Annotated in this window: 25 protein-coding genes and 1 pseudogene; 14 read left to right on the plus strand and 12 right to left on the minus strand. The window is 66.1% G+C overall.

The window, feature by feature from the left end; genetic code table 11:
• Positions 1 to 26 precede the first annotated feature (26 nt).
• The 3 genes from ACWDTI_RS02240 to ACWDTI_RS02250 all read right to left on the minus strand — a co-directional run bounded on the left by ACWDTI_RS02240 (position 27) and on the right by ACWDTI_RS02250 (position 2,905).
• Positions 27 to 773, minus strand: a complete 747-nt coding sequence (locus ACWDTI_RS02240) for a hypothetical protein (RefSeq protein WP_449736392.1) — start codon at positions 771 to 773, stop codon at positions 27 to 29.
• Positions 774 to 794: 21 nt separating this feature from the next.
• Entirely contained in the window at positions 795 to 1,217 is a 423-nt protein-coding gene (locus ACWDTI_RS02245; RefSeq protein ID WP_449736506.1) for a CoA-binding protein, read from the minus strand.
• 107 nt (positions 1,218 to 1,324) lie between these two features.
• On the minus strand, positions 1,325 to 2,905 hold the full coding sequence (locus tag ACWDTI_RS02250; RefSeq protein WP_449736393.1) for a DUF222 domain-containing protein: 1,581 nt from the start codon (positions 2,903 to 2,905) through the stop codon (positions 1,325 to 1,327).
• Between the two features lie 274 nt (positions 2,906 to 3,179).
• Here ACWDTI_RS02250 and ACWDTI_RS02255 point away from each other — a divergent pair, with 274 nt between their 5' ends.
• The 3 genes from ACWDTI_RS02255 to ACWDTI_RS02265 all read left to right on the plus strand — a co-directional run bounded on the left by ACWDTI_RS02255 (position 3,180) and on the right by ACWDTI_RS02265 (position 5,111).
• Entirely contained in the window at positions 3,180 to 3,962 is a 783-nt protein-coding gene (locus ACWDTI_RS02255; protein ID WP_449736394.1) for a sulfite exporter TauE/SafE family protein, read from the plus strand.
• 141 nt (positions 3,963 to 4,103) lie between these two features.
• Positions 4,104 to 4,547: a hypothetical protein gene (locus tag ACWDTI_RS02260; protein ID WP_449736395.1), complete on the plus strand. Its 444-nt coding sequence runs from the start codon at positions 4,104 to 4,106 to the stop codon at positions 4,545 to 4,547.
• A 42-nt stretch (positions 4,548 to 4,589) separates the two neighbouring features.
• Positions 4,590 to 5,111, plus strand: coding sequence for a hypothetical protein (locus ACWDTI_RS02265; protein WP_449736396.1), 522 nt, complete (start codon positions 4,590 to 4,592; stop codon positions 5,109 to 5,111).
• A gap of 19 nt (positions 5,112 to 5,130) precedes the next feature.
• On the opposite strand, the gene ACWDTI_RS02270 is transcribed toward ACWDTI_RS02265, so the two are convergent.
• From ACWDTI_RS02270 to ACWDTI_RS02295, 6 genes are all read right to left on the minus strand, one after another.
• Positions 5,131 to 6,435, minus strand: coding sequence for an NAD(P)/FAD-dependent oxidoreductase (locus ACWDTI_RS02270; protein ID WP_449736397.1), 1,305 nt, complete (start codon positions 6,433 to 6,435; stop codon positions 5,131 to 5,133).
• Positions 6,436 to 6,488: 53 nt separating this feature from the next.
• Positions 6,489 to 6,785, minus strand: coding sequence for a hypothetical protein (locus ACWDTI_RS02275; protein ID WP_449736398.1), 297 nt, complete (start codon positions 6,783 to 6,785; stop codon positions 6,489 to 6,491).
• Between the two features lie 49 nt (positions 6,786 to 6,834).
• Positions 6,835 to 8,343, minus strand: a complete 1,509-nt coding sequence (locus ACWDTI_RS02280; protein ID WP_449736399.1) for a flavin-containing monooxygenase — start codon at positions 8,341 to 8,343, stop codon at positions 6,835 to 6,837.
• 275 nt (positions 8,344 to 8,618) lie between these two features.
• The gene (locus tag ACWDTI_RS02285; RefSeq protein WP_449736400.1) at positions 8,619 to 9,104 is read right to left on the minus strand and encodes a PPOX class F420-dependent oxidoreductase; all 486 of its coding nucleotides are present in this window, start codon (positions 9,102 to 9,104) and stop codon (positions 8,619 to 8,621) included.
• A 33-nt stretch (positions 9,105 to 9,137) separates the two neighbouring features.
• Positions 9,138 to 10,223: an NAD(P)H-dependent amine dehydrogenase family protein gene (locus ACWDTI_RS02290; protein ID WP_449736401.1), complete on the minus strand. Its 1,086-nt coding sequence runs from the start codon at positions 10,221 to 10,223 to the stop codon at positions 9,138 to 9,140.
• A gap of 44 nt (positions 10,224 to 10,267) precedes the next feature.
• The gene (locus ACWDTI_RS02295) at positions 10,268 to 11,311 is read right to left on the minus strand and encodes a Rieske 2Fe-2S domain-containing protein (RefSeq protein WP_449736402.1); all 1,044 of its coding nucleotides are present in this window, start codon (positions 11,309 to 11,311) and stop codon (positions 10,268 to 10,270) included.
• Positions 11,312 to 11,428: 117 nt separating this feature from the next.
• Here ACWDTI_RS02295 and ACWDTI_RS02300 point away from each other — a divergent pair, with 117 nt between their 5' ends.
• The 5 genes from ACWDTI_RS02300 (at position 11,429) to ACWDTI_RS02320 (ending at position 15,655) form a co-directional block, all read left to right on the plus strand.
• Positions 11,429 to 12,061 (plus strand): TetR/AcrR family transcriptional regulator, encoded by a 633-nt coding sequence (locus ACWDTI_RS02300; protein ID WP_449736403.1) that lies wholly within the window; start codon positions 11,429 to 11,431, stop codon positions 12,059 to 12,061.
• 93 nt (positions 12,062 to 12,154) lie between these two features.
• Entirely contained in the window at positions 12,155 to 12,475 is a 321-nt protein-coding gene (locus ACWDTI_RS02305; RefSeq protein WP_449736404.1) for a putative quinol monooxygenase, read from the plus strand.
• Positions 12,476 to 12,627: 152 nt separating this feature from the next.
• Positions 12,628 to 13,821 carry a thiolase family protein gene (locus tag ACWDTI_RS02310; protein WP_449736405.1) on the plus strand — a complete coding sequence of 398 codons (1,194 nt, stop codon included), beginning with the start codon at positions 12,628 to 12,630 and terminating at the stop codon, positions 13,819 to 13,821.
• Positions 13,814 to 14,479 carry a TetR/AcrR family transcriptional regulator gene (locus ACWDTI_RS02315; protein WP_449736406.1) on the plus strand — a complete coding sequence of 222 codons (666 nt, stop codon included), beginning with the start codon at positions 13,814 to 13,816 and terminating at the stop codon, positions 14,477 to 14,479. Before ACWDTI_RS02310 ends, ACWDTI_RS02315 begins: the two co-directional genes overlap by 8 nt.
• 27 nt (positions 14,480 to 14,506) lie before the next feature.
• A complete protein-coding gene (locus ACWDTI_RS02320; protein ID WP_449736407.1) occupies positions 14,507 to 15,655 on the plus strand; it encodes an acyl-CoA dehydrogenase family protein in 1,149 nt (382 codons plus the stop codon).
• Between the two features lie 339 nt (positions 15,656 to 15,994).
• On the opposite strand, the pseudogene ACWDTI_RS02325 reads toward ACWDTI_RS02320, so the two are convergent.
• Positions 15,995 to 17,646: pseudogene (locus ACWDTI_RS02325) on the minus strand (class I adenylate-forming enzyme family protein).
• Between the two features lie 117 nt (positions 17,647 to 17,763).
• Between ACWDTI_RS02325 and ACWDTI_RS02330 the strand changes: the two are divergent.
• From ACWDTI_RS02330 to ACWDTI_RS02345, 4 genes are all read left to right on the plus strand, one after another.
• The gene (locus ACWDTI_RS02330) at positions 17,764 to 18,603 is read left to right on the plus strand and encodes a TetR family transcriptional regulator (RefSeq protein WP_449736408.1); all 840 of its coding nucleotides are present in this window, start codon (positions 17,764 to 17,766) and stop codon (positions 18,601 to 18,603) included.
• Between the two features lie 162 nt (positions 18,604 to 18,765).
• Positions 18,766 to 19,722 (plus strand): cyclase family protein, encoded by a 957-nt coding sequence (locus ACWDTI_RS02335; RefSeq protein ID WP_449736409.1) that lies wholly within the window; start codon positions 18,766 to 18,768, stop codon positions 19,720 to 19,722.
• Positions 19,719 to 21,380, plus strand: coding sequence for an AMP-binding protein (locus ACWDTI_RS02340; RefSeq protein WP_449736410.1), 1,662 nt, complete (start codon positions 19,719 to 19,721; stop codon positions 21,378 to 21,380). Before ACWDTI_RS02335 ends, ACWDTI_RS02340 begins: the two co-directional genes overlap by 4 nt.
• A gap of 154 nt (positions 21,381 to 21,534) precedes the next feature.
• Positions 21,535 to 22,689: a serine hydrolase domain-containing protein gene (locus tag ACWDTI_RS02345; RefSeq protein ID WP_449736411.1), complete on the plus strand. Its 1,155-nt coding sequence runs from the start codon at positions 21,535 to 21,537 to the stop codon at positions 22,687 to 22,689.
• A gap of 6 nt (positions 22,690 to 22,695) precedes the next feature.
• On the opposite strand, the gene ACWDTI_RS02350 is transcribed toward ACWDTI_RS02345, so the two are convergent.
• Positions 22,696 to 23,052, minus strand: coding sequence for a YrdB family protein (locus ACWDTI_RS02350; RefSeq protein WP_449736412.1), 357 nt, complete (start codon positions 23,050 to 23,052; stop codon positions 22,696 to 22,698).
• Between the two features lie 96 nt (positions 23,053 to 23,148).
• Between ACWDTI_RS02350 and ACWDTI_RS02355 the strand changes: the two genes are divergently transcribed.
• Positions 23,149 to 23,634, plus strand: coding sequence for an Lrp/AsnC family transcriptional regulator (locus ACWDTI_RS02355; RefSeq protein WP_449736413.1), 486 nt, complete (start codon positions 23,149 to 23,151; stop codon positions 23,632 to 23,634).
• Between the two features lie 21 nt (positions 23,635 to 23,655).
• Positions 23,656 to 24,708 carry an alpha/beta hydrolase gene (locus tag ACWDTI_RS02360; protein ID WP_449736414.1) on the plus strand — a complete coding sequence of 351 codons (1,053 nt, stop codon included), beginning with the start codon at positions 23,656 to 23,658 and terminating at the stop codon, positions 24,706 to 24,708.
• Between the two features lie 449 nt (positions 24,709 to 25,157).
• Here ACWDTI_RS02360 and ACWDTI_RS02365 read toward each other — a convergent pair whose 3' ends face one another.
• Positions 25,158 to 25,640 (minus strand): MaoC family dehydratase, encoded by a 483-nt coding sequence (locus ACWDTI_RS02365; RefSeq protein WP_449736415.1) that lies wholly within the window; start codon positions 25,638 to 25,640, stop codon positions 25,158 to 25,160.
• Positions 25,641 to 25,644 lie beyond the last annotated feature (4 nt).

Below are 25,644 nucleotides of genomic sequence, written 5' to 3' on the forward strand. Positions count from 1 at the left end.
TGCTCCTGCACTGAGGTATCCGACGGTCAGTGCGTCGACGCGGGGCTGGTCTCGTGATCGGTCGGGCGGCCCGCGACGAGATCCTCGACGTCGAGACCCCATGTGCCGTAACGGGAGTCGAAGGCCTTCGCCCGTTTCGTCGCCTTCTCGACCTTCTCCGCCGAGTATCGATGCCGCGCCCATCGGGAATTGGGCCGCGCGAGCCGGATCGCTCCGACCCAGGCGACCGGTGGGATGAATGCTCCGACGGCGGCCGTCGAGAATTTGCCCTTGGCCACACAGACCAGCAACGCGGCGATGTGAATGGGCAGGTTGACCGTCAGCGCCAGCGGTCCCAGGTTGATCGATGCGCTCTCGGTCAGCGGGTTCACGCCGAGGACCGTCATGCCCAGGCCGGCGATCGTCAGGCACACCACCTGCACCGACAGCTGGCCTTCCCGAGACCAGTAGACGTCTTGGAGGTGCAGGATCAGGGCGAACTCGTCGAGTACCAGGGACGCCCCGATGCCGACCATCACCGCGCTGATCTCCGCACCGGGCGAGGCACCGGAGACGGCCACCGAGATGAACGCCCCCGCGATGGTCAGGATGATGCCCGGCACCGCGTGGTGGATGTGCACTCCCCCGCGAACGTTGTTGCGGAACGGCCCTTTTCCCGCCCGGATAAGCCGGGTGATGATTCGCGTGATCAGGAACGTCAGCACGAATGCGAGAAACAGCAGAAACAGCGGGAGTTTTCCGCTGGTGGAGATGCCGTCGACATCCAGATGCACGGGAGACTCGCCGTCAGGGCGTCAGGAGGCCGACGCCACGATGCCGGTCCGTCGCTGTTCGATGATGAGACAGCGATCCTCGACGTAGAGCAGCCCCGCGTCCTCGGCGATGGCCTTGGCTTCGGGTGAGGTGATGCCGAGTTGTAGCCACAGCGCCGACGCTCCGGCGGCCACGGCCTGCCGCGCGACCTCGGCGGTATCCGCGGACGGCCGGAAGACGTCGACGAGGCCGACCTGTTCCGGGATGTCGGCCAGCGTGCGATAGACCTTCTCGCCAACGATCTCGTCGGCATGTGGGTTCACCGGGATGATCCGCCAGCCGTGCTTGGCCATGTATGCCGGCACCTCGTTTGCCGCCTTGCTCGGATTGGCGCTGGCACCGACGACGGTGATCGTGTCGTACGTGCTCAGGATCTGTTCAACGACCTCGTCGGTGGTAGCCATCTGCCGAGCATAGTTGGACGGGTGGACATGCGCGTCTACCTCGCCACCGGGTGTGGTGGCGAGGTGGATGCGGTGTTCGTCGGTGAGCCCGAAAGGGCGCGTCAGCATCAGTCGAGATGAACGGGGTTCACGGCCCACCCCGAGGCGATGAGCCGGGAGAGGCGTCGACGTTCTTCGGGGTGGCCGGGCGGTCCGGTGGGGGTTTTGGGTTGGGTTGCGCCCGAACGATTCTGGGGTGGACGTGGGGGGTCACCCCGCCGCAGGTGGCGGGCGAACGCCTCGGCCACCTCGCGGGTGCGATCGATCCGGACCCGCGGCCGACTCTTACCTTTCCCGCGTTTGGTGTTACGTGTCCAGGCCGGGCGTCCGGCATCGGGGCCATCGTTGATGATGTGGGTCGACCACTGACCGGGCTTGTCGCCGACCATCCGATTGTGTGTCGGGCACGCGGCAGCCAGATCCTGGACGTCGGTGTACCCGCCGTCTTTCCAATCCTGCTCGGCGTGATGGGCTTCGGTGCGAGTGAACGGCTGACTGCAACCCGGGCAGGTGCAGGTGGCGCCGTCGCGGGCCAGCAGCATCATCCGCTGGGCCTGGCTGGCGAACCGGTTGGCCCGCCCCAGATACAACGGTTGAGCACTGTGGTCGGCGAACACCGCCAAATGCTGGTGGGCTTCGGCGGCCAACTCGATCACATCCGCGATCGGCAGCAGAGCCCCACCGGCGGTGGTCGCCACCCCGGCCCGCTCGCGCAGTTCGGTCTCGGAGATGGTGATGATCAGATGTGGCGGCAGCCCACGGTGACTCTTCCCGAGTAGCCCACCGTCGGCGACCGCCTGCAGCAGCGCGTGCAGCGCGTCATGGTTACGTTGGCCCGGCGTGCGAAGGTCCCGCTCGGCCGCCAGCTTGAGGGCCTCGGGATCGGCATCGTCCTTACTGCCCTTGGGTGATGCGTCATCGTCGGGGTGGTTCATCCCAGGCGCCGCCCACGCATCGAGCACCACATCCAACAAGGCGCGGGTGACCGGATCGAGTTGCCCTTCCAGGGCACTCATCAACTGCGCATCCTGCTTGGACAGATACAGGCTGCGCCGCCGCGCCCGATCCTTCTCATCGGTCAGCGCACCGTCGGGATCCAGGTGAGCCAGCAGCCGCGCACCGAGGGTGGTCAACTCTTTCGGCGTGTGCACCCGGGCGTAGTCGGCCATCAACTTCTCGGCCGCGGCTCGCTGCTCGGCGTCGAGTGTGGTGGGCAGCTTGTCGAGCACGGTGATCACCGTGACCGCGTGATCGACACCGATCGCGCCGTCGGCGTAGGCCTCGGCCAGGGTCGGGCATTGGGGGTCGAGCTTCTCGCCGGACAGTGCGTGCAGCGACAGCAGCGCCGCCATCTGCTTGCGGCGTCGGCCGGGGTCGGTGATCCGCAGTCGGTCCACCATGAAATCGCTGAGGGAGCGGTAGCCTTCCTCGGCGATGATGTTGCGGTCCGAACACTCCAGGACCCGCTGCAACCCGAAGAAGCTCATCCGCCGCGCGGAGCGTTCATGGGTGTCGGCGACCTCCACGATGTCGTCGTCGGAGGCGGGGGTGGCATCGACGGCGGCGATCCGATCCAACACATCCTCGAGTTCGCGGTAGAGCCCGACAATCTCCGCGACGTTGCCGCCGGTAGTGCTGTCGCTGGTCATCGAGCCCCCTCCCCAAGTCACTCGAACTGATGTTCGATAGTCTATCGGATGCGCTGGTCAGAGGCAAGGGTCTTCTTCGTCGATTGGAAGACCCCTTCGCGGCCGTTCATGCGCAAAACGAGTCTGCGAGCGCATCGAACGGCGGCTGGCGTCTCACATCTCAGGGATCGGGGCTGGGCCGGCGCCGCACACCTCGGCGGCCACGGCCAGGCCACGCCAAACCATCGTCAACCCGCCTGCGCCACGCCAACACACACCGGGCACCCTCGTGAAGGTGACCACGTGGCAACTGTTCGTCATCTTCCTCGCCGGCGCCGGTGCCGGCGGGATCAATACGTTGGTCGGCAGCGGAACCCTGATCACGTTCCCCACCCTGGTCGCGTTCGGGGTGCCGCCGGTCACCGCGACCATGTCGAACGCGATCGGTCTGGTAGCGGGTGGGCTGTCGGGCACGTGGGGTTATCGGCACGAGCTCACCGGTCAGTGGCCGCGGCTCCGGTGGCAGATGCCGGCGTCGTTCCTCGGTGCCCTGCTCGGCTGTTGGTTGTTGTTGCATCTCCCCGAGACGGTCTTCGAGTCGGTCGTTCCGGTACTGCTGGTGGCGGCGTTGATCCTGGTCGTCGCGCAGCCCCGCATCCAGCAGTGGGTCACACGGCGATCCGGCGGCGCAGATCCGCACGATTACGAGTTGACCCCACCGCGCATCGCATTGATGGTCACCGCGACCTTCGCCGTCGGCGTGTACGGCGGCTACTTCACCGCCGCACAGGGCATCCTGCTGATGGCAGTCCTCGGCGTGGTCGTGCCCGATCACATGCAACGCCTCAACGCAGCCAAGAACCTGCTGTCGACGATCGTCAACGTCGTCGCCGCGGTCACCTACACCCTCGTCGCATTCGACCGCATCAATTGGACCGCCGCAGGACTCATCGCGCTCGGCTCGTTGATCGGTGGAGTCATCGGCGCCCGTTACGGGCGGCGTCTCTCCCCGTCCTCGCTGCGCATCGTCATCGTGATCGTCGGACTCGTCGGCCTGTGGCGGCTTCTGTTCACCTGATCGTCGAGAGCCGCTTCGCGATCCGGGTCAAACCGCAACCAGATCGATCCTTTCCTGGTCACAATGAGTCCAGCACCCATGTCCGACACCGGGAAATGACGGGACCGGACCGCGTGTGCACTGCGGATTGCGGGGTCATCGATGACCGACGAAATATCGTCCCGACGCGCCACACATCGGGCGGCGCGCCACAGTCTCGCCTGCACCGCGACCGCCGGGCTCGCCGCCATGATGCTCGCTACTCCCACACCAGCGGCCGCCACACCCGCACCACCGACGGTGGTCCGCGACTGCTCCGGGCAGCCCGAGGTCCGCCCGTCGGACCTCGACTCGATCTATTGCGGCGTCGCCGGGATCATGGTCACGCGCATCGTCTGGCGGGATTGGGGCAGGGCATCGGCGCACGGTGGCGGTATCGAGCGTCGCCTCGTCTGCCGCGACCGCTGCACCCACCGGATTCCGCAGGTGTACACCGTGGAGGTTCGTCTCTCGTCGCCACAGGATGGCGAGTTCACCCGTCTCAGGCTCACACCACAACGCGGGGGACCCGAGGAGTACGCGCTGATCGGGGCACTTCTTCGGTGACGCAGAGAGCGGCTCGTGCCGCCACACGACAGAATGGTCGGCATGACCGTCGACGTGTCCACCGAACCCACCCTCGACAAGACCACGGCCATTGCCTACCTGAAGGAGCGTGTCTACGTCACATTCACCGGGCTCGCGATCGTAATGGTGCTCTACAACACGCCGGGATTGCACGACGCCCGGCATGCGTCTGCGGTCCTTCTGTCCGGGTTGCTCGGTGTCACGGTCGCCGCGTTCGCGTCCGATCTCATCGCACATCTCGCGATCCACCAGAGCTATCCGCGCGGCCGCGAGCTCGTTCACCTGATCAACATCTCGCTCGGTGCGCTTTCGCTGGCAATCGTCCCGCTCGTCCTCCTGGGGCTCGCGTGGACCGACGTCCTCGCGTTGTCGATCGCGCTGATCATCTCGGCGTATCTCTACATCGCGATCCTGGGCGGCGTCGTCTGGGCGGCGGTTCGACGATCGCATCTGACCACCGGGCAGAAGTTGCTCACGTCGGCGATGATCTTGGCGCTCGCGCTCGTCGTGGTGGTGATTCAGATCTTCGCGCACGGCCACTGATCGGGCGGTCACTCCCGCATCACTGGTACGGCTGTCGCGCCGTCTCGGGGTCGCCGTAGGTGATGGCCCGTTCGCGGCGCGATTCGGTCAGCAGCGTCGCGCCCCAATTCACCACGGTGCCCATTCGATTCCGCACCCCGGCCAGGAACGCGATGTGGATGACACCCCACGCGAGCCAGCCCGGATAACCCGACAGCCGGAGCTTCCCGGACTGCACGACGGCGTGCCGGCGGGCGATGTATGCGGCGTTGCCCAGGTCGCGATACCGGAAAGGCGGTCGTTCGCTGCCGCCGGCGGACAGGGCCGCGATCGTCCTGCCGACGTGCCGCCCGCCCTGCATGGCCACTTCGGCCACTCCCGGCAGGTGATCACGCGAGCTGATGTCGCCGACGACCCAGACCTCGGGATGCCCGGCAACCGAGAGATCGGCCTCCACCGGGACGGTGCCCCCGCGATCCTGCTCGATGCCGAGAGCCCGGGCGAGCACACCCGCGAACGGCACCGCCTCCACGCCGGTGGTCCACAGCACGGTGCGCGCCGGATATCGGAGCACCTCATGGGTCTTCTTGTCCGTCGTCGTCACCTGCTCGTCGGTGACGTCGGTGACATGGACACCGAGGTGTGTCTCGACGCCGAGGTGGTCGAGCGTCTTCTGCGCACTGCGCGACAGGCCCGGCGAGAACGACGGGAGGACACGATCGCCGCCGTGCAGCAACAGCACCCGGGCCTCGGCCGGGTCGATGCTGCGGAACTCGCGCCGCAACGTGATCATGGCGACCTCACGAATCTGGCCGGCGAGTTCGACGCCGGTCGGGCCTCCGCCGGCCACCGCGAACGTGAGCCAAGCCCGTCGCTGCTCGGGGTCCGAGATCGATTCGGCCATCTCGAAGGCGGAGATGATCTTGCGCCGTATGGCGAGGGCATCGTCGAGAGTCTTCATGCCGACGGCATGCTCGGTGAGGTGGTCGTCGCCGTGGTACGAGGTCCGCATCCCGGCCGCGACGACCAGCTGGTCGTAGGCGAGTGTCCGTGTCGACCCGTCGACACGTTCGAGCGTCAGCGTACGGGCATCCGGGTCGACGTCGGTGGCCTCGCCGAGCACCACGTCGGCGTTGCGCTGACGCCGCAGCAGGTGCCGGATCGGGCTCGAGATGGCACCCTCCGACAGCAGTCCGGTGGCGCATTGATAGAGCAACGGCTGAAAGAGATGACTGGTGCCGCGGTCGACGACCGTCACCCGGACGGGCGCCCGCTTCAATGCCCGGGCGGCGTGGAGCCCGGCGAATCCGGCGCCGACGATGACGATGTGGGGTGTGGTGGTCACAGCCGGATACTGCCACGCATGGGCTGGTGAGCGCGGCACACGGTGTCCCCGTGTCAGCCTCGGCGGGTCACCGCATAGGTCGTGCCGGCGGTCGCGGCCGTGACCGCGAATACCGACGGCCACGCGCCGATCTGCTTGGCCAGCGGATGCGAGGCGCCGAAGGCTCCGAGGTATGTCGCGAGCAGACCACCGGCGACGACCGGCCCCTGCTTGGCCCACTCATGTGTGCACCAGGCGCCGGCACCGGCCAGGACGACGCCGCCCAGTTCCCGGCGCCCGCTGAAACGGGCTGCGGCGTAACCGCCGACGAGGCCGGCCGAGGACACCAAGACGGTGGGGCTGATGCTCATACGGGTGAGCCTACGGAGTTCACCTGAGGGCTCGGTGAGTGTTGGGTGATCAGGAGACCGCGGCCTCGGTCGCCGGGGCCGGCGTCGTGCGTGTCCGCGGCCCGGAGAAGTGCAGGTACCTGTCGGCGATGTCGCCCCGAAGTCGTCGGCGATCCGCGTAGTAGCTCATCGACATCGTCCACGGTGGTTCCGTGCCCTGCTTCGGCAACATCGACAGCGACCGCTTGACATACCCGGCGCCGAAATTCAGCAGCGGCCGCGTCTGTATGCCGGGATCGGTTTCCGCCCGGACGGCGTCGTAGCCGTGCGCGTCCATGTAGGTCAGGAGGCGACAGAAGTACTGGCACAGCAGGCCGATCTTGAGCGTCCACGACGAATTCGTATAACCAACGGCGAGTGCGAAATTCGGAACACCGGACAGCATGACGCCGCGATAGGCGACGGTGTCCGGGAACGACACCGGCTTCCCGTCGACGCTCAGCGTCATCCCGCCGAACAGCTGCAGGTTGAGTCCGGTTGCGGTGACGATGATGTCGGCCTCGAGTTCGGTGCCGCTCTCGAGCAGGATGCCCTTCTCGGTGAAGGTCGTGACGGTGTCGGTGACGATGTCGGCGTCACCGTTGCGGATCGCGCGATACAGGTCGCCGTCGGGCACCACACACAGACGCTGATCCCAGGGGTTGTACGGCGGGTTGAAGTGGGTGTCCACCGGATACCCCTCGGGCAGCCGGTCGGCATTGATCTTTCGGATGAGCTTGCGCGCCAGCTTCGGAAAGTGTTGGCAGAACTCGAAATTGATCCGCTGAATTGCGATGTTCTTCGCACGTGTGACGGCATAGCCCCGTTCGTCGCCGAGATATCGCTTGAGCGCGTTGGCAATCGCGTCCTCTCGCGGCAGCGGGATGACGTACGTCGGGGTCCGTTGCAGCATGGTGACCTGCCCCGCGTCCGGCGCCAGCGCCGGCACCAGGGTCACCGCGGTGGCCCCACTGCCGATCACCACGATCTTCTTGCCCGCGTAATCGAGATCCTCCGGCCAGTGCTGGGGATGCACGATCTGTCCGGTAAACCGTTCTCGCCCGGCGAATTCCGGGGTGAACCCTTCGTCGTAGCGATAGTAGCCGGAACCGCAGAAGATCCAGTTCGCACTGATCTGGATACGTTCACCGGTGTCGTCACGGTCGATGTCGACCAGCCACCGGGCATCGTCGGACGACCACGCGGCGGAGATCACCCGGTGGTGGTAGCGGATCTTGTCGGTGATGCCGTTCTCGTCGATGGTCTCGTGGAGGTAGTCGAGAATGCGGGGTGCGTCGGCGATGGCCTGCTTGTCGCGCCACGGTTTGAAGTCGTAGCCGAAGGTGTGCAGGTCGCTGTCCGACCGGATGCCCGGATACCGGAACAGATCCCAGGTCCCGCCGGAAACGGCCCGGGCCTCGACGATCGCGAAGGTGCGCTCGGGATGCTCGACGGTGAGGTACCGGGCGGCCCCGATGCCGGAGATCCCGGCGCCGACGATCAGAACGTCGACGCGGTCGGTGACGGTCGATGTGGTCACGTACTACTCCCTCTGACTACTGGATCGTGAGCGGCTCAGAACTCCAGCATGCCCCAATCGAGACTCGCCACACCAGGGACACTTTGCCCCACTTCGCGCTTGAAATGGGGCGTCCTGTTCGCATGACGTGGCCGACCCCGTCTCCCCGGGTGCGCACTCTCCTGCGCCGAGGTGCCGAGATCGCACTCAACCCACCGCCCGAGTGGATCGAGGAGATGCACGACGCCGCACTCGGCGGCGCCCGGATGGCGCCATCGGGCGGGGGAAGGTCTGGCTCACCCATCCTTCGCATCGAGCTTCGCCGCGATGTCCGCGGGGAAGCCGCCGGTCGCCACCGGACCCCAACGGGTTGGGGTGATGCGGATCAACGACTTTCCCTGCGTGCGCATCGCGGCGCGGTACTCGTCCCAGTCCGGATGCTCGCCGGAGATGGACCGGAAATAGTCGACGAGCGCATCCTCGGCGTCGGGCATGTCGAGCACCTCGGCCTCACCGTCGACCTGCACCCACGCGCCGTTGAAATCCTCCGACAGCACGCAGACACTCACCGACGGCGTGTGTTTGGCGTTGTTGGCCTTGGCACGTCCGGGGTAGGTCGAGATGACGATGCGACCGTCCTCGTCGACGCCGCCGGTCACCGGTGACATCTGCGGTCCGCCGTCGGCCCGCGTGGTGGTCAGGATCATGCGGTGTCGCGGACGGACGAAGTCCAGCAATGCGGTTCGGTCCACGGCGTCGGATCTCGCTACGGTTCGGGCCATGCGGCCACCCTACGCCGACCGACGGACACGCAGTCAGAGCTTGAAACGCCCGGCGAATCCCCGCAACGGCAGATCGGCACTGGTGATGATGCCGGGGCGCGCCGCGACGACCGAGGTGATGGAGTTCAGCGCCGGCATTCCGGTGACGGTCATGCCGATGGAGGCGAACGAGTCCGGATTCGACAGATCCACACCACGTTTCGGGAAGATCATATGCTTGCTGTAGATGGACGGATCGGCGGTGATGTGAGTGATGTAGCAGCCCTTGATATCCCACGACGGATCGGTGTACGGCGTCATCTGCCACTCGAGGTGCGTCTCGACCCGGGGTATCCCGTCGACCATGCCCTGATACTTGATGTAGTTGCCGCCCAACGATCCCTCGGGGAGGAAGTACCAGCCGAGGTCGACGTCCTTGGTGCATGCGGCGAACTGGTGGTCGAACCTGACCTCGTCGAGTTGAAGGTCGAAGCAGTCGGCCATCAGGTAGACAGAATCCGCGAACACCTCGGTGAACTTGCGGAGCGAGCCGGGCAGGCTCGGATCGTCGACCGGTTTGCCGTAGCCGACCTCTTTCCACGTCTCCACCGAGTGGTGGCATGACACGTCGACGGACTCGGTGACGGTGATGTTCTCGATGTCCGCGACGTCCATCGACTGGACCACGCCGATCACCTGGCACGCACCGGGATTCATGCCGGTGCCGTAGAAGGTGACACCACCCTTCTGGCACGCCTCCTCGATGAGATCGGTGGTCTTGCGCCCTCCGGGGCGCGGATGATTGGTGTCGCGGTGGTATCCGGTGATCCAGTCGGCCGTCGTGACGATGTTGATCCCGGCCTCGAGGACTCGGAGATAGAGATCCTCGTCGGGAAAGACGCCGTGGAATGTCAGCACATCCGGCTGCGCGGCGATGATCTCCTCGACGGTGCCGGTGGCACGGACGCCGATCGGGTCGATGCCGACGATCTCGCCCGCGTCGCGGCCGATCTTCTCCGGTGTATAGCAATGGAGCCCGACGAGTTCCAGGTCAGGATGGCTCTGGATGCGGCCGATCATCTCGGTGCCGAGATTGCCGGTGGCCACCTGGAAGACGCGGATCGTGGTGGAGGAGGTCATGATTGACGGCCTTTCTGCTGGTCGGGTGGGCGTCGTCGCGGAGGTCAGGATCGGGCCGACACGATGGCGCCGCCGTGTGAGGGTCGCGGATCCACCCCGTCGAGACCACCGTCGGGATAGAACTGTCGAGCCCATTCGCGGAGAGCGGTGAATCCCTGGAATTCCTTCCGCGACAACGCCGGCGGGTCCGAGTAGCGCTGATGCGACCAGATGTGGATGTCGGCTTCGAACTGGTCGACGACGAAGCCCGCCATCGCTTTTCCGTAGTCGGTGATGTCGCCGGATTCCTCACCGTGTTTGCGGCCGATCCAGACGGTGAACCGGACATCGGAGGTGTGCTCATCGACCGGCGTCACCGCCGGCATGGTGCGGTTGTCGACCATGCCCCAGCTCTTGGTGACCGAGCAGCCCAGGCCGGCGTTGATGGATTCGACTCCGCTGGTGGCAGATTCGAGCGTGGCACCTTCCTCGAACGCGATGGTGAAGTCGACGTGGGAGACGGGGCCGGAGAAGTCGTGGCGGGTGAACTCGGGCATGAAGGGCGTCTTGTGGACGAACTTGAAGTGGGCGAAGTCGACGCCGTTCTCCATGATGTACTGCGGATGTATCTCCAGGCCGGGACGGAACAGGGTGGCCGCGGGAACCGGCGGATAGTAGTCGGCGGCGGTCGCGTCGTCGCCGAAGTCGGCGAAGATGTCGGGAACGTCGAAATACGGTGGGCGACCGTGCTTGTCGTACCAGATCCAGATCGCCTCGTTGCGCTCCACCACCGGGTAGCTGCGGATGCGACGTCCCTTGTTGGGATGCTTCTCGTACGGGATGCAGACGTTGCGGCCCTCGGCATTCCACTGCCACCCGTGGAAGGGGCATTCCAGATTCTCGCCCTCGACATGGCCGCCATATCCGAGATGCGCACCGAGATGTTCGCAGTACGCGTCGAAGACCGACACCGCCCCCGAGACCGACCGCCACGCGACCATCTCGCGTCCGAAGTACTTCATCCTCCGCACATCGCGGACACCGACCTCGGTCGACCACGCGACCTGGAACCAGCCGGTCGGTTCCATCGACAACGGGGTCTTGGCCATGCGCGACGCTCCTCTCGACGAGTGGACTGCGGTGCCTCATCGAGAACCATAGTGGGCTCTGTGAAAAAACAACAGAGGGTTCTACGAAAGAATGGCGGCCGGGTAGGCTCAGGCCCCATGACCGCCGAGATCGAGGCGAGCACACGTCGCACCAACCGCCGGGGCCTCGCGACACGCGAGGCGATGCTCGATGCAGCCGTACGGGCTCTCGCCTCGGGGGAACCCGGGTCGGTGTCGGCCAATCGCATCGCCAAGGACATCGGGGCCACCTGGGGAACGGTGAAGTACCAGTTCGGCGACGTCGACGGCCTATGGGCGGCGGTGCTGCGCGCCACCGCCGACCGACGCGGCGAACTGCCGTACCGCGAGAACAACACCGCGCCGCTGGCCGGACGGGTCGTCGAGATCGTCGAGATGCTCTTCCACGGATTGACCACCGTCGACTCCCTCGCGATCGAGAACCTCCGCGCCGCCCTGCCCCGCGACCACGACGAGCTCGAAAGGCTGTATCCACAGACCGCGGCCGAGTTCGCGTCGTGGAAGGAATCGTGGGCTCGCGCATGCCAGAAGGCATTTGCCGATCTGGACGTCGACCCGGCGCGCGTCCGGGATGTGGCCGCCTTCATCCCCGGGGCCATGCGCGGGCTGGTGTCCGAGGCGCAGCTGGGCAGTTACGAAGACGACGACGACGCCCGCCGCGGGTTCGCGCACGCGATCGTCGCGTATCTGGAGCAGCCCGGCGGCGATTAAGCGTCCCACGCCTTGGGAAACGGAGTCCAATTGCTGCCGCATGACCTAACGTCGATCACCGGATCACCCATCGAACTCCAGGAGCGTTGTGTCATGTCCGAAGTCATCGTCGTCGCCACCATCTCCCCCAAGCCCGGCGAGGAGTCCGCTGTCCGCGAGGCGATCCTCACCGCCATCCCGCAGGTGCACGGCGAGCCCGGGTCCGGCAAATACGCACTCCACGAGGCGACCGGCGATTCGACGGACCTCGTGATGATCGAGCGTTGGGAGTCAGCGGAGGCACTCGAAGCCCACATGAAGGCGCCCGCGCTCGCCGAGCTCGGCAAGGCGATCGGCGACAAGCTGGCCGGCCCGCTCGACGTGAAGACCTTCACCGCGGTTCCCGCAGGCGACGCCGACAAGGGCGCGATCTAGGCGTGTCCTAGCAGAGCCACATTCCACGAGAGCCGCCGAATCTGTTGATCCGGCGGCTCTCGGCGTGCTAGACCTGTATATCGAGCGTTAGATCGGCGGCGCTCGCCTCTGCCCCGCCGATACCGCTGCCACCGAGCGAGAGGATCCATCCCATGCCCGAAGCCGTCATCGTCGACGTAGCCCGCCTCGCATCCGGAAAGGGCAAGCCCGGCGGCGCCCTGTCCAACACGCAGCCCGTCGAATTGCTCGCCCATGTCCTGCGCACCCTCGTCGAGCGCAACGATCTCGACCCCGCACTGGTCGACGACGTCATCGGCGGCTGCGTCGGGCAGGCCGGCGAGCAGGCCCTCAACATCTCGCGCACCGCGCTGCTGTCGGCCGGATTCCCCGAATCGGTGCCCGCCACCACCGTCGATCGCCAGTGCGGTTCGAGTCAGCAGGCCGCACACTTCGCCGCGCAGGGTGTCATCGCGGGCGCCTACGACATCGTCATCGCCGCCGGCGTCGAGTCCATGAGCCGCGTCCCGATGGGCTTCACCGTCGCCGGCCAGAACCCGTACGGCCCGAGCATCACCGCGCGATACCCCGAAGGACTTGTCGGACAGGGTATCTCCGCGGAACTGGTCGCCGCGAAGTGGAAACTCGACCGGGACGCCCTCGATCAGTTCGCCGCCGAGTCACATCGCCGGGCCGCCCAGGCCGCGAGCGATGGCTTCTTCGACCGGGAGATCGTCCCGATCGACGTGCAGACCACCGACGGCGAGACCATCACGCACACCGTCGACGAGACCGTGCGTGCCTCCACCACCGCCGAAGGGCTCGCCGGACTGAAGCCGTCGTTCTACTCCGAGCAGTCCGCGAAACGGTTCCCGGAGATCAACTGGCACGTCACACCGGGCAACTCGTCCCCGCTCACCGACGGCGCCTCGGGCGCGCTGATCATGAGCGACACCATGGCGTCCAAGCTGAACCTGAAGCCGCGCGCCCGGTTCCACTCGTTCGCCCTCGCCGGCGACGACCCGATCTTCATGCTCACCGCGCCGATTCCGGCCACGCGCAAGATCCTTTCGCGCTCGGGCCTGTCGATCGACGACATCGATGCGTACGAGGTCAACGAGGCCTTCGCGTCGGTGCCGCTGGCCTGGGCCCATGAGTTCGGCGCCGATCCGGCAAAGCTGAATCCGCGCGGCGGTGCCATCGCCCTGGGCCACGCGCTCGGCTCCTCCGGCACCCGACTGCTGAGCACCCTGGTGAATCACCTCGAAGCGACCGAGGGCCGCTACGGCCTGCAGACGATGTGCGAGGGCGCGGGCATGGCCAACGCCACCATCATCGAACGTGTCTGATGCCTCGACGTCGGTCGGCACCTCGTCGGTGCCGACCGACACCCGCGACGACACCGACTGGCGCCGGATCGAGCCCGTCCCGTTACCGCCGACCCTCGAGGCGGCACGTAACGCCTTTCACGCCCGCGGTTTTCACGGAACCTCCATCCGTGACATCGCCAACCGCGCCGAGGTGTCGCTGCCCACGCTCTACTACCACCACGACAACAAGCTGGGCATCTTGTTCGCGCTGCTCGAGTCGGGGATGCAATCGGTCCTCAGCCGGGTGACCGCCGCGGTCGGCGACGCATCGACGCCCACCGATCAGCTGTCCAACGCGATCGAGGCCATCGTCCTGCACATGACCGGCGACCTCGAACTGGCCAGCGTGGCAAGCGAGTTCCGGCATCTCGACGCGACCGACCCACGCCGCGAGCGTTACGTCGCATTGCGTTCCGAGATGGAGGACATGATCGAGGACGTCCTGCGCCGCGGCATGGCGTCGGGCGAATTCCACATCGACGAAGAGGTCAAAGAGGTGCTGCGCTACCTGCTCGGCGCCTGCCAATCCGTCACCGGCTGGTACCGCCACTCCGGCCCCCGTACCCCCGATCAGGTGGCCGCGACCTATGTCGCCACCTCCCTACGCGCCGTCGGCGCACAGCCACCCACCCACTGACCACGACCCACCAGAGGAGCAAACATCATGAAACGCACCGTCTTCGAGCCCGAGCACGAGCAGCTCAGGGAAACCGCCCGTGAGTTCCTGGCCCGTGAGTGTGCCCCGAACGTCGAGAAGTGGACGGCCAACGGCCAGGTCGACCGCGAGGCCTACGTCAGGGCCGGCGACGCCGGACTGCTGGGCTTCAACATTCCCGAAGAGTTCGGCGGCGGAGGCTCCGACGACTTTCGCTTCAATGCCGTCGTCGTCGAGGAGTTCGCCCGATTCGGTGGCGCCGCACCCGGATTGAGCCTGCAGAACGACGTCCTCGTGCCGTACTTCCTGCACCTGGCCAACGACGAGCAGCGCAAGCGCTGGATGCCCGGCATGGCCACCGGCGAAACGATTCTCGCCGTAGCGATGACCGAACCCGGTGCGGGCAGCGACCTCGCCGGCATCAAGACGTCGGCCAAGCGCGACGGCGACGACTACATCCTCAGCGGCAACAAGACCTTCATCTCCTCGGGCATCAACTCCGACCTGGTGGTCGTGGTGTGCCGCACCAACCCGGACCCCGCGGCCGGACACAAGGCCTTCTCCCTGCTGGTGGTCGAGCGCGACATGGAGGGCTTCGAGCGTGGCCGCAAGCTCGACAAGATGGGTCTCAAGGCTCAGGACACCGCCGAGCTGCACTTCAACGATGTCCGCGTCCCGGCCGAGAATCTCCTCGGCGAGGAGGGCAAGGGCTTCTATCACCTGATGCACAACCTGCCGTCCGAGCGCCTGTCCATCGGCGTCGGCGCCATCGCCGGCGCGCGCGCCGTCTTCGAGGAGACGCTGCAATATACGAAGGACCGCAAGGCGTTCGGCAAGCCGATCGGCACCTTCCAGCACAACCGGTTCACCCTCGCGGAGATGTCCACCGAACTCGACATCGCCGAGACCTACATCGACCGCTGCCTGCAGGCCGTCGTCGACGGTGAGCTGACCGCCGTCGACGCCGCCAAGAACAAGTGGTGGTGCACCGAGCTGGCCAAGCGCGTCATCGACAACTGCCTCCAGTTGCACGGCGGCTACGGCTACATGAACGAGTACCGCGTCGCCCGCGCCTACACCGACTCGCGCATCCAGACGATCTTCGGTGGCACCACCGAGATCATGAAGGACCTCATCGGTCGGGACATGGGGCTGTAACTTCTGCTCTCACAGGAAGACTGAAGGCTCCGTCGATACCGGCGGGGCCTTCAGTGCGTTCCACCCATGCCCCCGCACCCGCTCCCCTCTCGTTGGTCGAGTAAGCGACCGAGCGAAGCGCCCTTCGACGCGCTCGTCCCTCGCTTGCTCAGGAACCGGCCGCGCATCGAGACCACTTCCCTTTGGCGACAAGTGATCTCGATGCGGCACCTCGCAAGCTCGGAGCCTTACTCGATCAGCGGGGGACGCTCCTCGGATCGGGCACCGAGTGAAGCGCCCTTCGACGCGCTCGTCCCCTCGCTTGCTCAGGAACCGGGCGCGTATCGAGACCGGGATCACTCACCGCAGCTTGCGCCGCAACAGCTTTCCCGTCGTGGTGCGCGGCAAAGACCCCACCAGCTCCACTTCTCGCGGATACTTGTACGCCGCCATCCGATTTCGGCAGTAGTCGACGAGCTCGCGTTCGGTCACCGCGCTACCGGGCCGCACCACCACAAACGCCTTGGCGCTCTCGCCCCGGTAGTCATCGGCGATACCGACGACCGCCGCCTCCACGACCTCGGTGTGCCGTGTCAAGACCTGCTCCACCTCATGCGGCCAGATCTTGTAGCCGGCCGCGTTGATGACGTCGTTGCTCCGGTCGACGACGTAGAACCAACCCTCGTCGTCCATGAAACCGATGTCGCCGGTGTGCAATTCGCCTCCGGCGAGCGCTGCGGCGGTGGATTCCGGATCGTCCCAGTATCTTCGATGACCTGCGGACCGGTCGTGATCAGCTCACCGATCTCACCTGCGGGTAGATCCCGGCCGGCATCGTCGACAACGCGGACAACGGTGTTGGATACCGGAATACCGACCGAGAGCACGCCGGTTTCGGCATCCACCGGCGCCCGCAGTTCCACCGGCACGATATGTGAGGGCGACGTCGTCTCCGTCTGTCCGTAGATGTTGTGGATGTAACCGCCCAATCGATCCTCGAGTCGTTGCGCGACAGCGGGTTCGATCGGCGCCCCACCCGAGTAGCGAACACGCAGCGGTGCCATCTCTGCGGCGGTGATGTCGGATTCGTCGGCCAGGCCCAGATAGGCGGTGATGGCTGCGACAGCAAAGGCCGGTCGCCATTCCCTGATGGCATCGGCGACGATGGGCGGGAGAATGCGATGGGTGAGGACCAGTGGCGACCGCAAAAGCATGGCCAGGGTCACCGCACCCACCAACCCGGTCACGTGAAAGATGGGTGCCAGCGCCAAGATCGGCTCGCCGGGCAGCAATCTCGTCCAGTCGCGGTAGATCTGGGTGTTGAAGGTCAGATTCGCATGACTGATCTGCGCTCCTTTGGGAAATCCCGTGGTGCCCGAGGTGCTCAGCAACACCGCAACGTCACCGGGGCCGATCGGCCGGCGGCCAGTCGAGAGTTTCTCCGCATCGACCAGCGCGGCCAGATCGACGGTGTCCGCCGGTGGACTGATTCGACTTCGGTCGAAAACCCGTGGATCATCACGACTTTGGAAATCACGCGCGGACGCCGTGAGCACAATGGGCACGGCGAGGTCACGTTCCGGGTCCGCGAGCACATCCCGCGCGACCTCGATGTACAGGTCGTCGAGCGCGATCAGCGCGGTCGGCGTGTAGCGCCGCAGAAAGTAGGCGAACTCGTCGGCCTTGCTCATCGGACTGATGGTGGCCGCGATCCCGCCGACCTTCCACGCCGCAACCAGGCCGATGACGAAGGCGGGATCGTTCTGGAGGTAGAGCGCGCATCGCTGCCCCTGACGAAAGCCTCGTGCGCGGAGCAGCCACGCCACAGCGTCAGATGCGGCGTCGAGTTCGGCCCACGTCATCGTCGAATCGAAGTACCGGATCGCCGGCTCGTCCGGCTCCGCCGACACCGCGGCGTCGAACATGTCGACGACGGTCGCGAACTCGACCCGCTGGTGCGCGGGTCGCCCGTCGTAGTGCGCGAGCCAGGGCAGGTCGTCGTAGGCGCTCACGCCGAACCCCTTCCTCGGATCACTGTCGGCAGAAGTCTAGGACGTTGCCCGCGGCCGGTGGAACGAGACCGCGCGATCTCGCCTTCTCCGGCCACCCGCAGCACTACTGTGTTCAGGGTGACTGAACTCAGCGCGACGGGAGCTGCGGTGCGACAAGCGCGGCAGCGGTCGGGTTTCACTCTTCGCGCACTCGCCTCCGCGATCGGTGTCAGCGTCGGGACCATGAGCGCGATCGAGAACGGCAAGGTCTCTTTGACGATCGATCGGTTGCAGCAGATCGCGCACACGCTCGACATGCCGCCGGCACATCTGCTCACCCCGGTCACCACCACCCCGGAGCCCGCGGGGCCTCCGGCCGCCACGTCAGACTGGCGACAGTTCGCCGACCTCGACCTCGATCCGGCGTTACGCGCGGCCGTCGAGGTGTTCACCGAGATGGGGTATCACGGGGCGACGATGCGACTCGTCGCGACCGCCGCCGAGAGCAGCGTCGCGGGCATCTATCACTATCACCGCAGCAAGCAACACCTCCTGGTCACCCTGATGGACCTGACCTTGCAGGACATCGAATGGCGTGTGGCCGCGGCAGATTCGGAAGGCGGGCCGGCGGCCGAACGGTTCGCCCGCATGGTGGAGGCGCTGGCGCTCTGCCACGCGATGCGTCGCGATCTCGCGTTCATCTCCGCCACCGAGATGCGCAGCCTCGAAGAACCGGACCGCAGTCGGATCGTGGGCGTGCGCCGCCGTCTGCAAGAGCGCCTCGATTCGGCCGCCATCGAAGCCGTCGGCGAAGGGTCGTTTGCCACCGACACTCCCCGTGAGACGGCACGCGCGGTCGCGACGATGTGCATGGCGCTGCCCTACTGGTTCTCCGCGAGCGGAACGCTCAGTCCGCCGGAGGTGGCCCGACAGTATGCCCAGCACGCCCTCGCAATGATGGCTGTTCAGCCGAGCTGAACCTGCGCGTCGGCGAATCCCGCCACACCGCAGCATCATTCGAGTGGCGCGAACCCCTTGACGCCGGCCGGAATTCTTGTGATGCTCATCTCACTGAACTTCCCGAACGTTCGATCACCGATGTTCAGTTCACTGCCACCCACTCAACGGAGAGGCCGCATCATGACCACCGCACCCGACCTGACCGAACTCCTCGACGGTTCCCCCTCCAACTGGGGCAAGTGGGGACCCGACGACGAGGTCGGCAGCCTCAACTACCTCACCGCGGAACAAGTCCTCGCCGGCGCCTCACTCATCAAGAAGGGCGCACTGTTCACGCTGCAGCGCTTGATCGGCGATCCCAACGGCGACCCGGTCTGGCCCGGCCGTAGTCCCGCGACACGGGAGATGATCCTCGACGAGTCACACTGGGACGAAGGCGGCGACGGACCGGCGTTCCCCGGCGGATTGCACTATGCCGACGACAAGATCAACGCCTTCCTGCAGGGTTCCACCCAGTACGACGCCCTCGGACACGTCTGGTACGACGGACAGATCTGGAACGGCTACGACGCACGTACCACCATCGGCGGCCTGGACAAGGCCAGCGTCGAACCCATCGCGCAGCGCGGCGTCGCCGGGCGGGCGGTGCTGCTCGACATGGCCCGGTTCCGTGGTGTCGAGTGCCTCGGCCCGCGCGAGACCTTCGATCACACGGACCTGGAGAAGTGTGCGGCCGCTCAGGGAATCGAGATCAAGCCACGCGACATCCTGTTGATCCGCACCAATCACCTCGAGCTGTTCTTCCGGCAGGGGGACAAGTTCTACGACGACTTCTGCGAACCCGGCCTCGTCTACTCGCCGGAACTCGTGGAATGGTTCTCCGGCAAGGAGATTCCGAATCTCGTCACCGACACCATCGCGAATGAGGTGACCACCGACCCGCACAACGGGGTGGCGCTGGTGCTCCACAACGCCCTGATGCGGAACCTGGGTATCGCCTTCACCGAGATCTGCGATCTGGAGAAGCTGGCCGCCGACTGCGCCGACGACGGCGTCTACGAATTCTTCTATGTGGCAGCGCCGTTGAAGATTCACAATGCCACCGGTTCGCCGGTCAATCCGGTGGTGGTCAAGTGAGTTACGCAGACCGGCCGTGGCTCGCCCGCTACCCGGCGGGCAGCCCGGCCGACATCGACGTCGAGTATCGGACCGCACTCGACGTGTTCGACGCGGCCGTCGCCGACGATCCCGCTGCGCCGTTCATCTACTATTTCGACGCGACACTCACCTTCGCCGACGTGGATCGGGCCGCCTCCGCGCTCGCCGCGGCCCTAGTCGCCGAGGGGTTCTCGCCGGGAGATCGCCTCGCGGTCTACGTGCAGAACAATCCGTCGTTCGTCATCGGGCTGATCGCAGCCTGGCGGGCCGGCGGAATCGCGGTGGCGGTCAACCCGATGAACAAGCAACGCGAGCTGACCTACATCCTCACCGATTCGGGTGCCACCGCGGTGCTGACCCTCGATGATCTCTACACCGACGTGGCCCGGCAGGTGATCGCCACGGGGAACACCTCGGTGCGCACCGTGATCACCACGTCGCCACTGGATTTCCAGTCCCGCAACGATACCCGCCTGTTCGACGGAGTACGGCGGCACCGAAGCCCGGACACCCTCGACCTGCTCGAGATCATCGACGGATACGACGGCGCGGCGGTGCCGGCCCCGACCTTGGCGACCGACGGCACCGCCGTCCTCACCTACACGTCCGGCACCACGGGAGAACCCAAGGGCGCCATGAACACTCATGGCAACCTGGCGTTCAACGCCCAGACGTACCGGGACTGGACCGCACTCAAACCCGGTGAGGGCGTACTCGGGATCGCACCGCTGTTCCACATCACCGGACTCGTCGGCCACGTCATGCTCGCGATGCTGGCACGGACGCCGCTGACACTGGTACATCGCTTCACCCCCGACGTCACCCTGGACGCGATCCGGGAGCGCAAGCCGGTCTTCACGGTGGCCGCGATCACCGCGTTCAACGCACTGTCCGCGGCACCGGGCGCAACGCCGGATGACTTTGCGAGCCTGCGCATCCTCTACTCGGGAGGTGCTCCGATCGCGCCCGCGATGGGCGATCGGCTGGAGAAGATCTTCGGCGCCTACATCCACAACATCTACGGGCTCACCGAGACGTCGTCGCCCTCGCATGGCGTGCCGCTCGGAGTGCGGGCCCCAGTCGACCCGACGTCGGGCGCCCTGTCGGTGGGCGTACCGGTGTTCAACACGGTGGTCCGTGTCATCGACGAGCACGGCGACGACGTGCCGGTCGGCGAGATCGGCGAGTTCGCGACCGCCGGCCCACAGGTCGTCAAGGGTTACTGGAACAAGCCGGAGAAGACGGCCGAGTCCCTCCCGGGCGGTGAATTGCGTACCGGCGATGTCGGATTCATGGACTCGGACGGCTGGTACTACGTCGTCGACCGCAAGAAGGACATGATCAACGCGTCCGGTTACAAGGTGTGGCCGCGGGAGGTGGAGGATGTGCTGTACACGCATCCCGCGGTGCGTGAGGCGGCGGTGATCGGCATCCCCGACGAGTACCGCGGGGAGACCGTGAAGGCATATGTGTCCCTGCGGGATGATGCCACGGCGACGCCCGACGAACTGGTCGAGTTCTGCAAGGAGCAGATGGCCGCCTACAAGTACCCGCGGTCGGTGGAGATCGTCGAGGAGCTTCCCAAGACGGTCACCGGGAAGATCCTGCGGCGCGAACTACGCGACGCCGCACGATGACCTGCGCGTCCGGCGGCTGGTTGTCCGGTCGCCGGACGCGCGAAGCGATTACCCCGGGCTCTCAACCCGCAAGCCCGGTTCGACGAAGTACCGACGCGGCACGGCCGTCCGGATCTAGTGTCTAGCGGAGATCACAGCGCATCCAGAGGAGACCATGGTGCCCACCGACATCGACATCCACGGAACCAACGACCCCCGTTTCGACCGCGTCCGCGACGAACTCGCCGCGCAGTTGCGCTCGGGCGAGGAGGTCGGCGCGGCGATCGCCGTGGACATCGACGGTGACCTCGTCGTCGATCTCTGGGGTGGTCATCGGGACGCCGCAAAGACCCTGCCGTGGGAACGCGACACCATCATCAACGTGTGGTCGACGACCAAGGAGGTCACCGCGCTGGCGGTGTTGATCTGTGTCGAACGGGGACTCATCGATCTGCATGAGCCGGTCGCCACGTACTGGCCGGAGTTCGGACAGAACGGCAAGGAGGCCATCGAGGTCCGCCACGTCATGTCGCACACATCGGGCGTCTCCGGATGGGATCAGCCATTCGAACTCACCGACATGTACGACTGGGACTCGTCGGTCGCACATCTGGCCCGCCAGGCACCGTGGTGGGAACCGGGCACGGCCTCCGGGTACCACGCCCAGAACCAAGGCCACCTGCTCGGCGAGATCGTCCGACGTGTCACCGGCAAACACCTGAAACAGTTTGTGGCCGAAGAGATCGCCGCACCGCTCGGGGTCGACCTGCAGATCGGGGCGAAACCCGAGGACGACGCCCGCATCGCCGAGATCATCCCTCCCCCACCGCTTCCGATCGACATCGCATCACTGGACACCGATTCGCCGGTGTTCAAGACCTTCACCGGGCCGGCCGCCGATGCCGCCGCCGCCAACACCATCGAGTGGCGGCGCGCCGACATGGGAGCGCTCAACGGGCACACCAATGCCCGCGCGCTGGTCCGCACCTTCTCGACGATCTCCCGCGGCGGCACTGTCGACGGGGTGAACCTGTTGTCGGAGAAGACGATCGACCAGATCTTCGACGAGCAGGCGCGCGGTGTCGACCTCGTCCTCGGTGTACCGCTGCGCTTCGGCATCGGCTTCGCGCTTCCCGAGCCCGAGACGGTTCCGTCGCTCCCGGACGAGCGCATCTGCTTCTGGGGTGGATGGGGCGGGTCGGTGACGGTCATGTTCCCGCTGCAGAAGATGACCATCTCCTACGTCATGAACAAGATGGCGCCCGGCATCATCGGCTCGGACCGATCCGATGCGTACACGCGGGCGATCCTGAGTTCCGTCGCCGGCTGAGTCCGATCACGGGTGGCTGCCCGGGGACCCGTCTGATCCCGTGTCGACCCGTCGCATCGCGAGTTCGGACACCACCGCGACGATCGCAAAGATCACCGCCGCAACCCGACTCACCTGGACGATCGCGAGAACCGCACCAAGGTAGATGATCGCCTTGACGACGTAGTACGGCACCGGCTGAAGTCGATGAGGCGCCTTCGGTGCCATGAACCGGCTCCAGAAACCGATCACGACGATCAGAAGCAGCACCGATACCACCCAGCCGATGAGGGTGTTACCCAGCCACAGCAGCCCCAACGAGGCCACGCCCGCCCATGCGACGAGTTCGGCCAGGAAGACGACGAAGCCGGTCAGATAGAACATCGGTACTCCTTCGACGGTTTACACTTCGAGCACGATCAACCCGTCTGCCTGAACATTCTGCACGTGCGAGCGTCGTCGACCGCCCCGAGGTGACCATTGTCCGAAGCGAACCGCACGGTCGACTCCATCGATGCGCGCATCCTCCGCGCGCTCACCGATGATCCCCGCGCCACCACGATCGCCCTCGCCGAACGAACCGGACTATCACGCAACACGGTCCAGGCGCGGCTCACCAAACTCGAACAGCGCGGGGTCCTGCGGTCGTTTGATCGTCGCATCGATCCCGCGGCACTCGGCTACCCACTGACCGCATTCATCCTCACCGACGTCACCCAGAGTCTGCTGTCGCCGATCTCCGACGCCCTCGCCGACATCCCCGAGGTTCTCGAAGTCCACGGCCTGTCCGGCGTCACCGACCTGCTCGTACACGTGGTGGCCCGCGATGCCGACGACCTCTACCGCATCGCCGGCATGATCCTCGACATCCCCGGCGTCACCCGCACCACCACGTCGTTGGTCATGCGCAAGCTCGTCGACTACCGCATCGGTGGACTGGTGGAGCGGCAGACCGAGCAACGCTGAAGCGTCGATACAATCCATCGCATGCTCGACGGCGTGCGCACCCTGTACCGACTGACCCGCGGCGATCGCATCGCCGACGACCAGCCGACTCCGCATACGGTCGTCGCGGAAGGCCCGCACCGCACCCTGTGCCGGTACGGCGCCGACGACGACCTGGCCGCGGCGCGAGCGTCCGGACGCACACCCGTCCTCCTGGTGCCGCCGCTGGCCGTGCCCGCGCGGTGCTACGACCTGGCCCCCGACATGTCGATCGTCGCGTTCCTGCTGTCGACCGGCCGCATTCCGTACGTCGTCGACTTCGGCGAGATGCACTACGCCGACCGCCATCTGGGATTCGAGGATTTCTTCGACGACATCGTCCCAGAGGCGATCGAGCGGGCACTCGACGACTACTCGTCCGGTTCGACGGTCGACGTGGCCGCGTGGAGCCTGGGCGGCACGGTGGCCTTCCTCACCGTTGCGGCACACCCCGAGTCACCGGTGCGATCGATCACCGCCATCGGAACTCCGTTGAATTATGCTCTGGTTCAACCGTATCCGCTTGTGCGCGCGGTCACGCGACCCATCGGGACGACTCCGGTGACGCTTGCCCTCAGAGCCATGGGCGGGATCCCGGCACCCCTTGTGCGAGCCGCCTACCGTGCCACCGCGTGGCAGCGTGAACTCCGGAAACCGGGCTACATCATGCGTAACGCCGACAACACCGAAGCCCTGGCCCGAATGCAGGTGATCGACTGGTTCCAGGAGTCGCTGCCCGGCTACCCAGGCCGATTGTCCGAGCAGATGTGGCAGAACCTGGTCTTCCGAAACGAATTGGCCACCGGTGTACTGGATTTCGACGGCCGCACCATCGACCTGACGTCGATTGCGGTGCCGATCCAGCTCTTCGGCAGCCACCGCGACGCGATCGTCAGTTGGGCCGCCGCGCATCACGGTGTCGAGATCTTCGCCGACTCACCACAGGTGCACTTCACCACCGTCGAGACAAGCCACCTGGGGCTGATCGCCGGCAGCGACGCCACCGCCGAAACCTGGCCGCGGATCGACGAATTCCTCACTGCCCTGGACGCATAGCGTCGACTGGGCGCTGTTTCCCGTCGAGTGGGCGCCCGTTCCCGTCCACTGGGCGCTGTTCCCCGTCGAGTGGGCGTCCGTTCCCGTCCACTGGGCGCTGTTTCCCGTCGAGTGGGCACCCTCCGCAGGTCGAGCAAGCCCGACACCCCACCGCCAGAACAGATCTCGATGCGGCGCCTCGCAAGCTCGGAGCCTTACTCGATCAGCGAAAACGTGTCCCCCCACCGCCGGCCGAGCAAGCCCGGCGCCCCTCCGCTGGTCGAGTAAGCCCGGCGACGAAGGAGCCGAGCGCATCGAGACCACCTGGGCGGCAAGTGATCTCGATGCGCTCGTCGCAAGCTCCTCGCTTACTCGATCAGCGGGAAAGGATGTTTCACGATCAGCCGTAGCCCTCCACGATCAGCAACGAAGGCACACGCCCCACCGCTGGCCGAGTGTGGCAGACACCCTCACTCGAAGTACCGGTACACACCCTCTACGACGACGGCCGGACGCTCACTGCCCTCGAGTTCGATGACGGCGTCGATGACAACCTGCACGCCACCCTTGGGCAGGTGCTCGATCGACTTCAGCGTGGCGTTCAGGCGCACCCGGCCGCCGGCGGGCACCGGGCTGGTGAAGCGGACCTTGTTGAGCCCGTAGTTGACTGCCATCTTGACGCTCTCCACCGCGAAGATCTCCTCGAACATCGGGATGATCAGCGAGAGGGTGAGGTAGCCGTGGGCGATCGGTCCGCCGAACGGGCTTTCCTCGGTGGCGCGCGCCGGGTCGACGTGAATCCACTGGTGATCGTCCGTGGCGTCGGCGAAGGTGTTGATCCGGTCCTGGTCGACGGGCATCCAGGAGCTGACGCCGATGGTCTGCCCGACCAGCGGGTCGAGATCGGCAAGGGTGGCAACTTTGGTGACAACGGGTTCGGTTGCGAGAGCCATGATT

It is taken from the genome of Gordonia sp. NPDC003424 (assembly GCF_053588655.1).

Excerpts from the sequence above, each read along its gene's own strand:
- ACWDTI_RS02245 (WP_449736506.1), bottom strand. The coding sequence starts at position 1,217 with ATGGCTACCACCGACGAGGTCGTTGAACAGATCCTGAGCACGTACGAC.
- ACWDTI_RS02250 (WP_449736393.1), bottom strand. The coding sequence starts at position 2,905 with ATGACCAGCGACAGCACTACCGGCGGCAACGTCGCGGAGATTGTCGGG.
- ACWDTI_RS02260 (WP_449736395.1), top strand. The coding sequence starts at position 4,104 with ATGACCGACGAAATATCGTCCCGACGCGCCACACATCGGGCGGCGCGC.
- ACWDTI_RS02265 (WP_449736396.1), top strand. The coding sequence starts at position 4,590 with ATGACCGTCGACGTGTCCACCGAACCCACCCTCGACAAGACCACGGCC.
- ACWDTI_RS02275 (WP_449736398.1), bottom strand. The coding sequence starts at position 6,785 with ATGAGCATCAGCCCCACCGTCTTGGTGTCCTCGGCCGGCCTCGTCGGC.
- ACWDTI_RS02285 (WP_449736400.1), bottom strand. The coding sequence starts at position 9,104 with ATGGCCCGAACCGTAGCGAGATCCGACGCCGTGGACCGAACCGCATTG.
- ACWDTI_RS02290 (WP_449736401.1), bottom strand. The coding sequence starts at position 10,223 with ATGACCTCCTCCACCACGATCCGCGTCTTCCAGGTGGCCACCGGCAAT.
- ACWDTI_RS02295 (WP_449736402.1), bottom strand. The coding sequence starts at position 11,311 with ATGGCCAAGACCCCGTTGTCGATGGAACCGACCGGCTGGTTCCAGGTC.
- ACWDTI_RS02300 (WP_449736403.1), top strand. The coding sequence starts at position 11,429 with ATGACCGCCGAGATCGAGGCGAGCACACGTCGCACCAACCGCCGGGGC.
- ACWDTI_RS02305 (WP_449736404.1), top strand. The coding sequence starts at position 12,155 with ATGTCCGAAGTCATCGTCGTCGCCACCATCTCCCCCAAGCCCGGCGAG.
- ACWDTI_RS02310 (WP_449736405.1), top strand. The coding sequence starts at position 12,628 with ATGCCCGAAGCCGTCATCGTCGACGTAGCCCGCCTCGCATCCGGAAAG.
- ACWDTI_RS02320 (WP_449736407.1), top strand. The coding sequence starts at position 14,507 with ATGAAACGCACCGTCTTCGAGCCCGAGCACGAGCAGCTCAGGGAAACC.
- ACWDTI_RS02335 (WP_449736409.1), top strand. The coding sequence starts at position 18,766 with ATGACCACCGCACCCGACCTGACCGAACTCCTCGACGGTTCCCCCTCC.
- ACWDTI_RS02345 (WP_449736411.1), top strand. The coding sequence starts at position 21,535 with ATGGTGCCCACCGACATCGACATCCACGGAACCAACGACCCCCGTTTC.
- ACWDTI_RS02350 (WP_449736412.1), bottom strand. The coding sequence starts at position 23,052 with ATGTTCTATCTGACCGGCTTCGTCGTCTTCCTGGCCGAACTCGTCGCA.
- ACWDTI_RS02360 (WP_449736414.1), top strand. The coding sequence starts at position 23,656 with ATGCTCGACGGCGTGCGCACCCTGTACCGACTGACCCGCGGCGATCGC.
- ACWDTI_RS02365 (WP_449736415.1), bottom strand. The coding sequence starts at position 25,640 with ATGGCTCTCGCAACCGAACCCGTTGTCACCAAAGTTGCCACCCTTGCC.